Annotated in this window: 12 protein-coding genes (1 of these 12 only partly in view); all 12 read left to right on the top strand. The window is 37.4% G+C overall.

Annotated features, from left to right (window positions below; all coding sequences use genetic code 11):
* Positions 1 to 79: 79 nt before the first annotated feature.
* Positions 80 to 1,993 carry an ATP-dependent zinc metalloprotease FtsH gene (gene ftsH / locus MKZ18_RS00455; protein ID WP_025909844.1) on the top strand — a complete coding sequence of 638 codons (1,914 nt, stop codon included), beginning with the start codon at positions 80 to 82 and terminating at the stop codon, positions 1,991 to 1,993.
* A gap of 157 nt (positions 1,994 to 2,150) precedes the next feature.
* On the top strand, positions 2,151 to 2,918 hold the full coding sequence (locus MKZ18_RS00460; protein WP_025909845.1) for a type III pantothenate kinase: 768 nt from the start codon (positions 2,151 to 2,153) through the stop codon (positions 2,916 to 2,918).
* A gap of 17 nt (positions 2,919 to 2,935) precedes the next feature.
* Positions 2,936 to 3,814 (top strand): Hsp33 family molecular chaperone HslO, encoded by an 879-nt coding sequence (gene hslO, locus MKZ18_RS00465; RefSeq protein WP_025909846.1) that lies wholly within the window; start codon positions 2,936 to 2,938, stop codon positions 3,812 to 3,814.
* Positions 3,815 to 4,016: 202 nt separating this feature from the next.
* On the top strand, positions 4,017 to 4,961 hold the full coding sequence (gene cysK / locus MKZ18_RS00470; protein ID WP_025909847.1) for a cysteine synthase A: 945 nt from the start codon (positions 4,017 to 4,019) through the stop codon (positions 4,959 to 4,961).
* A gap of 147 nt (positions 4,962 to 5,108) precedes the next feature.
* The gene (locus MKZ18_RS00475; protein ID WP_061785374.1) at positions 5,109 to 6,515 is read left to right on the top strand and encodes an anthranilate synthase component I family protein; all 1,407 of its coding nucleotides are present in this window, start codon (positions 5,109 to 5,111) and stop codon (positions 6,513 to 6,515) included.
* Between the two features lie 6 nt (positions 6,516 to 6,521).
* Complete coding sequence (pabA, locus tag MKZ18_RS00480; protein ID WP_025909849.1) at positions 6,522 to 7,103, top strand: aminodeoxychorismate/anthranilate synthase component II; 582 nt, start codon at positions 6,522 to 6,524, stop codon at positions 7,101 to 7,103.
* Positions 7,104 to 7,106: 3 nt separating this feature from the next.
* Complete coding sequence (gene pabC, locus MKZ18_RS00485; RefSeq protein ID WP_061785373.1) at positions 7,107 to 8,000, top strand: aminodeoxychorismate lyase; 894 nt, start codon at positions 7,107 to 7,109, stop codon at positions 7,998 to 8,000.
* Complete coding sequence (gene folP / locus MKZ18_RS00490; protein ID WP_025909851.1) at positions 7,978 to 8,832, top strand: dihydropteroate synthase; 855 nt, start codon at positions 7,978 to 7,980, stop codon at positions 8,830 to 8,832. Before pabC ends, folP begins: the two co-directional genes overlap by 23 nt.
* Positions 8,825 to 9,184, top strand: coding sequence for a dihydroneopterin aldolase (gene folB, locus MKZ18_RS00495; RefSeq protein ID WP_025909852.1), 360 nt, complete (start codon positions 8,825 to 8,827; stop codon positions 9,182 to 9,184). Before folP ends, folB begins: the two co-directional genes overlap by 8 nt.
* Positions 9,184 to 9,696 carry a 2-amino-4-hydroxy-6-hydroxymethyldihydropteridine diphosphokinase gene (gene folK / locus MKZ18_RS00500; RefSeq protein ID WP_025909853.1) on the top strand — a complete coding sequence of 171 codons (513 nt, stop codon included), beginning with the start codon at positions 9,184 to 9,186 and terminating at the stop codon, positions 9,694 to 9,696. The genes folB and folK overlap by 1 nt, the downstream gene beginning before the upstream one ends.
* Before the next feature lie 329 nt (positions 9,697 to 10,025).
* Positions 10,026 to 11,510 carry a lysine--tRNA ligase gene (lysS, locus tag MKZ18_RS00505; RefSeq protein WP_025909854.1) on the top strand — a complete coding sequence of 495 codons (1,485 nt, stop codon included), beginning with the start codon at positions 10,026 to 10,028 and terminating at the stop codon, positions 11,508 to 11,510.
* A 164-nt stretch (positions 11,511 to 11,674) separates the two neighbouring features.
* A protein-coding gene (pulA, locus tag MKZ18_RS00510) for a type I pullulanase (protein ID WP_341344482.1) crosses the window boundary here: on the top strand, positions 11,675 to 14,173 show its 5' portion. It continues 393 nt past the right edge of the window; the window shows 2,499 of its 2,892 coding nt (coding positions 1–2,499); the start codon lies at positions 11,675 to 11,677; the stop codon falls past the right edge of the window.

Genomic DNA, 14,173 nt, shown 5'->3' on the forward strand with positions numbered 1-14,173 from the left:
AATGCAATTTGTTGGATAGGATATAGGTTCTATGGTACTATTGAATACAGTATTTGTTTATCGTGGGAGGAGGTAAGAAATGAATCGGATCTTCCGTAATACCATCTTTTATTTACTTATATTTTTAGTCATTATTGGCGTGGTCAGTTTCTTCAGTGGTTCCAACCAGAAGACTGAAGCAATGCGATATGACACATTTGTAGGACACTTGGAAAGTGGAGATATTGAATCATTAACATTGAAGCCTGAACGTGGGGTTTATGTCGTACAAGGGAAATTAGAATCTTATAATGAAGATCAGAAATTCCAAACTTACATTGTAGATGGTGATCAAGCGTTAGAGCGTATTAATGCCGCTGCAAATAGTAAGGACATTCAGGTGAAGGTTGACCCAGCAGATGAAACAAGTGGTTGGGTAACATTCTTTACATCAATTATACCTTTTGTCATTATCTTCATCCTCTTCTTCTTCTTACTAAACCAAGCTCAAGGTGGCGGTAGCCGTGTAATGAACTTTGGTAAAAGTAAAGCGAAACTTTACAGTGAAGAAAAGAAGAAAGTTAAGTTCAAAGATGTTGCAGGTGCAGACGAAGAGAAACAAGAACTTGTTGAGGTTGTAGAGTTCTTGAAAGACCCTCGTAAATTTGCCGACTTAGGCGCTCGAATTCCAAAAGGTGTACTTCTTGTAGGTCCTCCAGGAACGGGTAAAACATTATTAGCGAGAGCTGTAGCTGGTGAAGCAGGCGTGCCTTTCTTCTCAATCAGTGGTTCAGACTTTGTTGAAATGTTTGTTGGTGTCGGTGCATCACGTGTGCGTGACTTGTTTGAAAATGCAAAGAAAAACGCGCCTTGTATTATCTTTATCGATGAAATTGATGCTGTAGGTCGTCAACGTGGTGCTGGTCTAGGTGGAGGTCACGATGAGCGTGAACAAACTCTAAACCAATTGCTTGTTGAAATGGATGGCTTTGGTGCTAATGAAGGAATCATTATCATTGCAGCAACAAACCGCCCTGATATTTTAGATCCAGCTTTATTACGTCCAGGACGTTTTGACCGTCAGATTACTGTAGATCGTCCAGATGTAAATGGTCGTGAAGCAGTGTTGAAAGTACATGCTCGCAACAAACCTTTAGATGAAAATGTAAATCTAAATGCCATTGCGATGCGTACACCAGGCTTCTCAGGAGCCGACTTAGAAAACTTATTAAACGAAGCTGCCTTAGTAGCTGCGCGACAAGATAAGAAAAAGATTGATATGAGCGATATTGATGAAGCAACGGACCGTGTAATTGCGGGACCAGCTAAAAAGAGTCGCGTTATCTCTAAAAAAGAACGCAATATTGTCGCGTACCATGAAGCTGGTCACACAATTATTGGTGTTGTATTAGATGAAGCGGACATGGTACATAAAGTAACGATTGTTCCACGTGGGCAAGCAGGTGGTTATGCTGTAATGCTTCCGAAAGAAGATCGCTATTTCATGACAAAACCAGAGCTTTTAGATAAGATTGTTGGTTTATTAGGTGGACGTGTTGCTGAGGAATTAATCTTTGGCGAAGTAAGTACGGGTGCACATAATGACTTCCAACGTGCAACAAGTATCGCAAGACGTATGGTTACTGAATACGGTATGAGCGATAAGTTAGGTCCAATGCAGTTTGGTCAATCGCAAGGTGGCCAAGTGTTCTTAGGACGTGACATCCAAAATGAACAAAACTACAGTGACGCAATTGCTCATCAAATTGACTTAGAAATTCAACGCTTTATTAAAGATAGCTACGAGCGTGCAAGACAAATTCTAACTGAAAATCGTGATAAGTTAGAACTTATTGCTCAAACGTTATTAAAAGTTGAAACGTTAGATGCTGAGCAAATCAAGCATTTAGTTGATCATGGGACGCTTCCAGATCGTTCTCCAAAAAGCAGCGATGAAGATGTAAAAGTAAACATTCAATCGAAGCCAGATCAAGAGGAAGAGCCTAAAGAATAAAAAGTAAGATGCTCCTAGGAGCATCTTACTTTTTTTGTTTTTTATACGAACATTAGTAAGGAAAAGGAAAAGCTTCTTTTACTGTACACCCCTTTTTCTTAGTTATGGTATGATGGTTTCAGTGTAAATATTGATTAAAGGCGAAGTGGTGATTAACATGATTTTTGTATTAGACGTTGGAAATACGAATACTGTATTAGGAGTATATGATGGTGATGAACTAAAATATCATTGGCGCATTGAAACGAGTCGTAATAAAACAGAAGATGAATACGGAATGACAATTAAGGCACTCCTTGAGCACGTTGGTTTATCTTTTAAAGATATTCATGGTATTATTATCTCCTCTGTAGTGCCACCAATTATGTTTGCATTGGAACGTATGTGCCAAAAATATTTTCATTTAAAGCCGCTTATAGTAGGTCCTGGTATTAAAACAGGTTTAAATATTAAATATGAAAATCCAAGAGAAGTTGGGGCAGACCGAATCGTAAATGCAGTAGCAGGTATTAAGCTTTATGGCAGCCCATTAATTATTGTGGATTTTGGAACAGCAACAACTTACTGTTACATTGATGAAGACAAACAGTATATGGGAGGAGCTATCGCACCTGGTATTAATATTTCCACTGAAGCGCTATATTCTAGGGCATCTAAACTTCCGAGGATTGAAATTGCTAGGCCGAATAGCATTGTAGGTAAAAATACAGTTTCTGCGATGCAAGCGGGAATTTTATATGGATATGTTGGACAAGTTGAAGGTATTGTTACACGAATGAAAGAGCAATCAAACGTAAATCCTAAAGTAATTGCAACAGGTGGTTTAGCAACATTAATCGCAAAAGAGTCAGACATTATTGACATCGTAGATCCGTTTTTAACACTAAAAGGTCTACAGATTATTTATACGAAAAATATGGAATAAGAGGAGTTAGTATTATTATGAGTGACTACTTAGTCAAGGCTTTAGCATATAATAATCAAGTTCGTGCCTACGCTGTGAAAACAACGGAGGCAGTAGGTGAAGCGCAGCGTCGCCATTATACATGGCCAACAGCTTCAGCTGCATTAGGACGTGCGATGAGTGCCGGTGTAATGATGGGTGCGATGTTAAAGGGAGAGCAGAAGTTAACAATAAAAGTCGAAGGTGGCGGACCGATTGGCGCAATCCTTGTGGATAGCAATGCCAAAGGGGAAGTTCGTGGTTATGTTACAAATCCACAAACACATTTTGAATTAAACAAATACGGTAAATTAGATGTCGCTCGTGCAGTAGGTACGGGAGGCACGCTTAGTGTCGTAAAAGACGTTGGAATGAGAGATCAATTTAATGGTCAGGTACCGATTGTATCAGGTGAATTAGGAGAAGATTTCACGTATTATTTTGTAACATCTGAACAAGTTCCTTCATCAGTTGGCGTTGGTGTGTTAGTAAACCCTGATAACACCATCTTGGCTGCAGGAGGCTTCATTATTCAGCTGTTACCAGGAACAGATGAAGCGACAATCTCAGCAATTGAACAGCGCTTGCAAACCATTGAACCTATCTCTAAGCTTATTCAACGTGGATTAACACCAGAAGAAATTCTTGAAGAAGTTCTAGGAAAAGATAACCTTAAAATTCTTGAAACCATGCCTGTGGAATTTAAATGTCAATGTTCTAAAGAGCGCATTGGTAATGCAATTATTAGCTTAGGAAAAGATGAAATTCAATCAATGATTGATGAAGATGGCAAAGCTGAAGCGCAATGTCACTTCTGTAATGAAATGTATCACTTTCCTGCAGAAGAGCTAAAAGAAATGAAAGAAGAAGCTATATAAATAAGTCTCTGAAAAGACATCGCATGCAGCCGGTGTCTTTTTCTTTTGAAGTTTGGTCTGAAAATGGTACAGTAAGGATATAATGGTCTAGAAAAATAGAAAAAAAAGTCATTGTCACAAAACAAAATGATTGACAATTTAGAAAATAACTGATAAATTGTATACAAATTCAATAAAATTACTCGGGATTAGGAGTGGAGATATGGCACGCGTAGCAAATTCAATTACGGAATTAATTGGTCAAACACCAATTGTTAAATTAAATCGTTTAGTTGAAGAAGATATGGCAGATGTATATTTAAAGTTGGAGTTTATGAACCCAGGAAGCAGCGTGAAAGATCGCATTGCATTGGCAATGATTGAAGATGCGGAAGCCAAAGGCGTTTTAAAGCCTGGCGACACAATCATTGAACCTACAAGTGGTAATACAGGTATCGGTCTAGCTATGGTTGCAGCAGCAAAGGGATATCGCGCAATCTTAACAATGCCTGAAACAATGAGTATTGAACGTCGTAACCTACTTCGTGCATACGGCGCAGAGTTAGTCTTAACACCAGGACCTGAAGGAATGAAAGGAGCTGTTAATAAAGCTTCTGAATTAGCAAAAGAACATGGTTACTTCATTCCTCAACAGTTCCAAAATGAGGCAAACCCTGAAGTGCATCGTAAAACAACAGGTAAAGAAATTGTTGAACAATTCGGTGACCAACTGGATGCTTTTGTAGCTGGGATTGGAACAGGTGGAACAATTACGGGTGCTGGAGAAGTATTGAAAGAAGCTTACCCAGAGATTAAGCTTTATGCTGTAGAACCAGCTGACTCACCAATTTTAAGTGGTGGTCAGCCAGGACCTCATAAAATTCAAGGAATTGGTGCTAACTTCATACCAGGTGTGTTAAATACAGACCTATATGACCATGTTATTCCTGTGAAAAATGAAGAAGCATTTGACTATGCTCGAAAAGTAGCTAAAACTGAAGGTGTATTAGTCGGAATTTCTTCAGGTGCAGCAATTTTTGCAGCATTAAAGGTAGCAAAAGAATTAGGAAAAGGTAAAAAAGTGTTAGCCATTATTCCAAGTAACGGTGAGCGCTATTTAAGTACACCATTATTCCAATTCGAAGAGCAAACACAAGGTCAGTCTTGATAAGCTACGATAAATAATTTTTATTTAGCTACCCCCTTAAGTCATAGTAACTTTGTGGCTTAAAGGGGTAGTTTTTTTCATCTAGTGAATAACTTTCTAAAATCATGTAAAATAAGGATAGGTGATTCATTTTAGGAGAGTGAGCAAATGCAGCAACGAATGACATGGGGTGAATCGATTTCGATTCCTAAGGATAAATGGTTTAGTAAGTATCAAGAATTATCTGTAGATGAGCCGCATCATATATTGTTGGAAAGTGGGCGAGGCGGTAACTTTCATATTATGGGCCTTAATCCTATCGCTATTTTACGAGGAGAGTCTAACGAGCTTCATATTATAGAGCAAGGAAGAAGAAGTGTTGAAAAAGGTAATCCAATGCATTTAATGCGTAAATGGATGAAGAAGTACCAAACACCTCAGCGTAAAGAGCTACCTCCGTTTCAAGGCGGGGCCATTGGTTATATTAGCTATGATTACGTAAGGTATGTAGAACATGTACCAACAATAGCAGATGATCCGTTAAAGATGCCTGATATTTATTTCTTAATTTTTGATGATGTTTTTGTATATGACCACCATAAAGAAGAGCTATGGATAATGGTTAACCATACAGATGAAGAGAATGCTAAAGCTCGTTTAACTTCATATAAAAATCAATGGTTGTCTGAAACGAAGTATACTCCTGTTTATGAGAAAGTGAAGAGTGTTAATACACACACAACTTTGTCAATGTCAGAAGAAGAGTTTGGTGTGGCTGTTGAAAGGATAAAGGAATATATTGGACAAGGTGATGTGTTTCAAGTTAACTTATCTGTAAGACAGTCACAGCCTCTTAATACACATCCAATGCATATTTACGAACAAGTCCGAAAGATTAATCCTTCTCCATACATGTCGTATATGCAAACCGATGAGTTTCATTTAGTGAGTTGCTCACCAGAGTTATTAGTTAAAAAATCAGGAGTTGAGCTTAGTACAAGACCAATTGCAGGAACACGGTCTAGAGGGAAGACAAACGAAGAAGACAGTGCACTGGCTAAAGAGTTAATTGAAAATGAGAAAGAGCGTGCGGAGCACGTAATGCTTGTTGATTTAGAGCGAAATGACTTAGGTAGAGTAAGTAAGTATGGGACTGTTTGTGTAGATGAGTTTATGGTGATTGAAAAATACTCCCATGTTATGCACATCGTATCAAATGTCAAAGGTGAAATTGCTGACAATAAAGACATTGTAGATGTAGTAGATGCAGTATTCCCAGGAGGAACCATCACAGGTGCACCTAAGGTTCGGACAATGGAAATTATTGAAGAACTAGAGCCCGTTCGAAGAGGTGTCTATACAGGATCAATTGGTTGGATAGGCTATAACGGCGAGATGGAACTTAACATCGCAATTCGTACAATGGTCGTTCAAGATGGTCAAGTACATGTACAGGCGGGAGCTGGTGTTGTTATTGACTCCAACCCTAAGTATGAGTACAAAGAGTCATTGAAAAAGGCTATGGCTTTATGGAAAGCAAAAGAGCAGAGTGAAAAAGAGTTGAGTGGAGGATGAGAACAGATGATTTTAATGATTGATAACTACGATTCATTTACATTTAATTTAGTACAGTATTTAGGTGAGCTAGGCCATGAGTTAGTCGTCAAGCGTAATGATGAAATTACAATTGAAGAGATTGAAAACCTTAACCCTGACTTTTTAATGATTTCTCCAGGGCCATGTAGCCCAAATGAAGCTGGTATTAGCTTAGAAGCAATTAAATATTTTGCTGGTCAAATTCCGATTTTTGGCGTTTGTCTTGGACATCAGTCCATTGGTCAAGCATTTGGTGGAAATGTTATCAGAGCTGATAAGCTTATGCATGGTAAGACGTCAGAAATGCACCATGATGGAAAAACAATCTTTGAAGGGTTGGACAATCCGTTTACAGCTACTCGCTACCATTCTTTAATTGTAGAAGCTGGATCTCTGCCTGATTGTTTTGAGGTGTCAGCATGGACAGATGAAAATGAGATTATGGCTATTCGCCATAAAACTATGCCAATTGAGGGCGTCCAATTTCACCCTGAATCCATTATGACTTCATATGGTCGAGAAATGCTGCAAAATTTTATTAATACGTATCAGAAAAAGGGCGTGTAACCTTTGTACATTTATGTAAACGGAGAGATTTTAGAAAGAAGCAAAGCAACTATTTCTCCTTTTGATCATGGTTATATGTATGGCCTGGGTTTATTTGAAACAATGAGAATCTATAATGGTCATCCATTTTTATTAGATGATCATCTGAGTCGATTACAAAGTGGTTTATCGCTTTTAAATATTGAATGGACATATTCAAAGGAAGATATACTTACAATTCTTAATGAGTTGCTGCAAAAGAATAATCTCCAAAATGCGTATGTTCGACTAAACGTATCAGCAGGTGTAGGTGAAATTGGACTACAGGTAGAAGCATATACTCGTCCATCACTTATTGTTTATATGAAGTCTATGCCTGATAAGAAAACCCCTCTTATAAAAGAGGGGGTTATTCTTGAAACAAAAAGAAATACTCCCGAAAGTAATGAACGGTTGAAATCTCATCATTATTTAAATAATATCTTAGCTAAAAGAGAAGTTGGAAACGATATAAGTAAGGAAGGGATTTTTTTAACAAAGGAAAGGTTCTTAGCGGAAGGAATTGTTTCAAACCTTTTCTTTGTTAAAGATAACACCGTCTTTACTCCTGCTGTTGAAACGGGAATATTAAACGGTATTACTCGCCAATTTATATGTAAGCTTTTAAGTGTGAAGGGGATTTCTATTAAAGAAGGATTCTTTACACTATCAGAGCTTCTTGAGAGCGAAGAAATCTTTATGACAAATTCAATTCAAGAAATTTTTGCTATCCATAAAATTGGAGAGAAAGAGTTTAAAACGGGTGAACAAACGCTAACCTATACATTACAGCGACAATATGAGAAATATACTTCGCATTTATGGAGTAAAGAAGGCGTACGAAAGGAAGTCTTAGATGACAAAAACGGTAGTAAATAGTCAATTTATCGATTGTGGTTCCCATAAGTTAGATTATTCTACAAAGACATTGATTATGGGGATCCTGAACGTAACCCCAGATTCGTTTTCAGATGGTGGTTCATTTAACCATATCGATAAAGCAATTGAGCATGCTAAACAAATGGTCATAGATGGTGCAGACCTCATTGACATCGGTGGTGAATCAACACGTCCAGGAAGCGATAAAGTAAGTGTGGAAGAAGAATTAGAGCGTACAATTCCTGTTATCAAAGAATTATCTCGAACTCTAGACGTACCTATCTCTATTGATACGTATAAATCTGAGGTAGCAAAGCAAGCAATTGAAGCAGGTGCACACATTATTAATGACGTGTGGGGAGCAAAGGCTGACCCGGAGATGGCAAAAGTAGCTGCTGATTATAATGTACCTATCATCCTCATGCATAATAGAGACAATAAAAATTATCAAAACCTCATTCCAGATATGATTGCTGATTTATATGAAAGCATAAAAATCGTTAAAAGTGCTGGTGTAAAAGATAAGAATATTATTTTAGACCCAGGGATTGGATTTGCTAAGACAGTAGAGCAAAATATTGAAGCTATTCAAAATGTAGATAAGTTTACAGCACTAGGCTATCCTGTGTTGTTGGCTACATCTCGAAAGTCAACAATTGGACACGTCCTTAATTTGCCTCCAAAGGAACGAATAGAAGGAACTGCTGCTACTATTGGAATGGGTATTTCTAAAGGTATTCATATGACAAGAGTACACGATGTGAAAGAGATTGCTCGCTTTACGAAGATGATGGATGTTTTAGTAGGTAAAGGAGTAATCGAGAATGGATAAAATTTATGTGAATAATATGCGCTTTTATGGTTATCACGGCGTTTTTACTGAGGAAAATAAGTTAGGTCAACGTTTTAATGTAGATTTAACAGTAGAATTAGATTTAAAAAAAGCTGGACAAGAGGATGATTTAGAAGCAACTGTAAGTTATGCAGAGCTCTACGAAGTCTGTAAAAACATTGTGGAGAAAGAAACGTTTAAGCTGGTTGAAACTATTGCTGAGACCATTGCGTCAACGGTTTTATCCTCTTATCATCTAATTCAAGCTTGTACCGTAAAAGTATATAAACCCGACCCTCCGATTCAAGGTCATTATGATTCGGTTGCCGTCGAAATTACAAGGAGCCGCTAATGAACAATAGAGCTTTTATAGCCCTGGGGTCTAATATTAAAAGCCGCAGTAACTACTTAAAGCAAGCTGTTCAATCACTAGACAGTCATGAAGGCATTTTATTAGAAAATCTTTCTTCCGTATATGAGACGGATCCGGTTGGCTATACTAACCAAAGCGCTTTCTTAAATATGGTAGCCGAAATTAAAACAGAACTTTCTTCTCTAGAGTTGCTCGATGTTTTGCAGGCGATTGAGCTACAGCAGAACCGAAAAAGAGAGGTTGTATGGGGACCCCGTACGTTAGATTTGGACATTCTTCTGTATAATGAAGAGGTTATACATAGTTCTAGACTTATTGTTCCTCACCCTCGGATGACAGAAAGAGCATTTGTAATGGTCCCTCTAGCAGAAATTGCTAGTGACCTCATTATACCTATTGAGGATACATCGACAGTATACTTAGCGGAAAGACTAGCTGCAGAACAAGGGATTAAATTAATTGGTAACTTATATGATGTAACGGCTCCATAAAAACGTTTTTTGTTTTTAAGAGCCAGGAGGTTTACTTGCTTTTCTTAGTTCGTTACAATAAGAAATTGATAACCAAACATTATTTAGAATTCGATAAGGTCGAAAGTGCGTAAAGAAAAGAAGCGATATAATTACGCATTAAGGCAGTTGGATTACTATATCAAGTTGTTTTAGCTTGAGACAAGAACACACTGTAAGTCTAAAGCGATTTGACATAGAGAAACGACTGAATTTATAATAATTTTAAAGAAACGTAGGAATTGCCAGTGGAAAAGCTGGCCTTTTTTCTGTTTTAGAAAATTTATTAATACGATGGAGATGAGCACATAATGAATCATGAAGAATTAAATGATCAACTTCTCGTTCGTCGTGAAAAAATGAACAACCTTCGAGAACAAGGTATGGATCCATTTGGAAAACGCTTCGAACGTACACATACATCACAAGAGATAATTGATGCATATGAAGAACTAACAAAAGAAGCTTTAGAGGAAAATGAAGTTTCAGTTTCATTAGCAGGACGTATTATGACAAAGCGCGGAAAAGGAAAAGCAGGCTTTGCTCACGTTCAAGATTTAACGGGTCAAATTCAACTTTATGTTCGTAAAGATTCAGTAGGGGACGAACAATACGAAATCTTTAAAACAGTTGATATTGGTGACCATGTTGGTGTACAAGGCGTATTGTTTAAAACAAAAGTTGGTGAATTATCAATTAAAGTAAAAGACTTCACGCTATTATCAAAAGCTTTACGTCCTTTACCGGATAAATATCACGGCTTAAAAGATATTGAACAACGCTATCGTCAGCGCTATTTAGATTTAATTACTAATCCAGAAAGTAAACAAACATTTATCTTGCGAAGCCGTATTATTCAATCAATGCGCCGCTACTTAGATAATAATGGCTACTTAGAAGTTGAAACACCAATGATGCATTCAATTGCTGGTGGTGCATCGGCTCGTCCATTCGTTACTCATCATAATGCTCTAGATATGGAGCTTTATATGCGTATTGCAATTGAGCTACACCTAAAACGATTAATTGTTGGTGGCTTAGAAAAAGTGTACGAAATTGGTCGCGTCTTCCGTAATGAAGGGGTATCAACTCGTCACAACCCAGAATTTACAATGATTGAGCTTTATGAAGCATACGCTGATTACAAAGATATTATGGCATTAACTGAAAACTTAATTGCACATATTGCTCAGGAAGTATTAGGAACGACTAAAATCCAGTATGGGGAGTATGAAGTAGACTTAACTCCAGAATGGACAAGACTTCATATGGTAGATGCTATTAAGCAATATACAGGCGTTGATTTCTGGAAAGAAACATCTGTTGAAGAGGCACGTGCTCTTGCAAAAGAACACAATGTTGAAATTACAGAGCATATGTTATACGGGCACATTGTAAATGAATTCTTTGAACAAAAAGTAGAAGAGCAATTAATTCAACCAACATTCATTTACGGACATCCTGTAGAAATCTCACCATTAGCGAAAAAGAATGAGGATGACCCTCGCTTTACTGATCGCTTTGAGTTATTTATTGTAGCAAGAGAGCATGCAAATGCCTTCACGGAGTTAAACGATCCAATTGATCAGCGTGAACGCTTTGAAGCGCAGTTAAAAGAAAAAGAACAAGGTAACGATGAAGCACATGAGATGGATGATGACTTCATTGAAGCGTTAGAATATGGTATGCCGCCAACTGGTGGTTTAGGAATTGGTATTGATCGATTAGTTATGCTATTAACAAACGCTCCTTCTATTCGTGATGTACTGTTATTCCCGCAAATGCGCCACCGTTAATAAAAAAGACAGCTAATTGGCTGTCTTTTTTATTTATTATTATCTATTTTTTAATAGGTCTTTTGGATTCAATTTTCAAAAATTCAAAATTTTATATTGTGCAAACGTTTTCAGTTTTTATATAATAGATTTGTTATCGACTATAAACAAAGGGGATGGGCTTTATGAAAATTAATCGATGGTTTGTTGTTCTAATCGTTTTTGCAATGTTTGCCTCCGCTTTTTCGAGCTTCCCTATGCAAACGTTTGCAAATACAGGGAAAGTAATTATTCATTATCAAGAAGCGCCGAATAACACAAAAGATTGGAACCTATGGATTTGGCCTGAAGGCGGGGAAGGGAAAGCGTACGACTTTACAGGGGAAGATGCGTTTGGAAAAGTTGCTGAGATTGAAATTCCTACAAACACTAAAAAGGTAGGATTTATTGTCCGGACAGATACTTGGGAAAAAGATGGGGAAGATCGCTGGGTTGATATCCAAAATGGTGAAGGGGAAGTATGGATAAAAAGTGGAGATAACACAGTATATAACGAGCCACCAGATGGAGAGTATCGTGATTTACCATCTTATGAGAACGTTAAAGTAACCATTCATTATGCACGTTATGATAAGAACTATAAAGACTGGGATTTGTGGGTCTGGCCAGATGGAAAGAGTGGACAAGCCGTTCAGTTTAAAGATGAAGATGATTTTGGAAAAGTTGCTACTTTTGAATTGAATGATCCCCAAGGTATTCAAAAGGTAGGGTTTATTGCTCGACAAAGCATAAATGGAAACGAATGGGGGAATAAAGAATTAGATAATCGCTATATCACGAAATTTAAAGAAGATGGATCAGCTGAAATTTGGATTGCTCAAGGAATCGAGCGTGTATTCTACGATCCAAGCCAAATTGATTTAAATCCAAAGATTGTTGGAGCTACTATTGATAAAATGAATGAAATTACGCTTCAAACAAACGTTCCATTCGCTATAGAAGAGGCAGATAACTCTGGTATTACATTAGAAGGAGTAGAAATTAAGGAAGTGATACCATTAAATAAGGAAGAAAAAACAACGAACAAGGTTCGAGTTGTGACGAAAAATAACTTAGATTTAACAAAGGCATATAAGATATCGAAATCCTTGTTTGGAAGCGCGACGGTTGAAATTGGAGCAGCAGTGCGTTCTAAAGAATTTGATGACATGTTTTATTATGACGGAAATGACTTAGGAAATACGTATAAAAAAGATAAAACGTCTTTTCGCTTATGGGCTCCTACTGCTACTGAAGCTAAACTAGTCTCATATAAAAAGTGGGACTCAACTAGCGGAACAGAAATTCCACTGAAAAAAGCAGAGCGAGGTACATGGACTACACAATTAAAAGGAAATCAAGATGGATTAATCTACACGTATAAAGTTAAAATTGGAGATAAGTGGAATGAGGCTGTTGATCCGTATGCACGTGCTGTAACTGTAAACGGAGATAAAGGTGTAGTGGTAGATTTAAAAACCACAAACCCAGAGAAGTGGCCAGCGAAAAAGCCATTCTTGAAAAACCGCGAAGATGCTATTATCTACGAGCTGCACGTACGGGATTTATCGATTGATCCAAATAGTGGAATTAAAAATAAAGGTAAGTTTTTAGGCGTTACTGAAGAAGGAACAAGAGGACCTGGTGGAGTTAAAACAGGATTAGATCATATTAAAGATTTAGGTGTGACGCACGTGCAGTTTATTCCTATCTATGATTACCGCACAGTGGATGAAACAAAATTAAACGAGCCGCAGTACAATTGGGGATATGATCCAAAGAACTATAATGTGCCGGAAGGTTCTTATTCTACAAATCCATATGAACCTAAAGTAAGAATTAAAGAAATGAAGCAGATGGTTCAATCACTGCACAAAAATAATTTACGCGTAATTATGGATGTTGTGTATAACCATATGTATGCTGTAAGTGAGTCAAACTTTAATGAGTTAGTACCAGGTTACTATTTCCGATATAATGAAGATGGAACGTTAGCTAATGGAACAGGTGTTGGAAACGATACAGCATCAGAGCGTAAAATGATGAGGAAGTTTATTGTAGACTCTGTAAAATATTGGGCAACAGAATATAATTTAGACGGTTTTCGCTTTGATTTAATGGGAATTCATGATGTAGAAACCATGAAAGAGGTACGAGACGCTTTAAATAAAATTGATCCGAGTATTATTGTTTTAGGAGAGGGTTGGGATTTAAATACACCTTTACCTGCTGACCAAAAAGCAAACCAGAAGAATGCAAACAAAATGCCAGGCGTAGCGCATTTTAATGATGTTATTCGTGATGGTTTAAAAGGTAGTGTATTTTATGATGAAGATAGCGGCTTTGTAAATGGCAAACAAGGTATGGAAGACACGATGAAAAAGAGTATAGCAGGTGGCCTTCAATACGATTCTTCAACATCTACTTATCAAGATCCTGAACAAGTAGTAACTTATGTAGAAGCCCATGATAATCATACTTTATGGGACAAACTACTATTAACGAATCCAAATGCTACTGAGCTTGAGCGTAAGCAAATGCATAAGCTTGCTTCATCTATGGTGTTAACTTCACAAGGAGTGTCTTTCATACATGCTGGTCAAGAGTTTATGAGAACTAAAGGTGGGGACCATAATAGCTACAAA

This window comes from Priestia sp. FSL W8-0001 (assembly GCF_038050335.1).
GTDB classification, from domain to species: domain Bacteria; phylum Bacillota; class Bacilli; order Bacillales; family Bacillaceae_H; genus Priestia; species Priestia flexa.

Excerpts from the sequence above, each read along its gene's own strand:
- folK (WP_025909853.1), top strand. The coding sequence starts at position 9,184 with ATGAACAATAGAGCTTTTATAGCCCTGGGGTCTAATATTAAAAGCCGC.
- folP (WP_025909851.1), top strand. The coding sequence starts at position 7,978 with ATGACAAAAACGGTAGTAAATAGTCAATTTATCGATTGTGGTTCCCAT.
- MKZ18_RS00475 (WP_061785374.1), top strand. The coding sequence starts at position 5,109 with ATGCAGCAACGAATGACATGGGGTGAATCGATTTCGATTCCTAAGGAT.
- lysS (WP_025909854.1), top strand. The coding sequence starts at position 10,026 with ATGAATCATGAAGAATTAAATGATCAACTTCTCGTTCGTCGTGAAAAA.
- pabA (WP_025909849.1), top strand. The coding sequence starts at position 6,522 with ATGATTTTAATGATTGATAACTACGATTCATTTACATTTAATTTAGTA.
- cysK (WP_025909847.1), top strand. The coding sequence starts at position 4,017 with ATGGCACGCGTAGCAAATTCAATTACGGAATTAATTGGTCAAACACCA.
- ftsH (WP_025909844.1), top strand. The coding sequence starts at position 80 with ATGAATCGGATCTTCCGTAATACCATCTTTTATTTACTTATATTTTTA.
- MKZ18_RS00460 (WP_025909845.1), top strand. The coding sequence starts at position 2,151 with ATGATTTTTGTATTAGACGTTGGAAATACGAATACTGTATTAGGAGTA.
- folB (WP_025909852.1), top strand. The coding sequence starts at position 8,825 with ATGGATAAAATTTATGTGAATAATATGCGCTTTTATGGTTATCACGGC.
- hslO (WP_025909846.1), top strand. The coding sequence starts at position 2,936 with ATGAGTGACTACTTAGTCAAGGCTTTAGCATATAATAATCAAGTTCGT.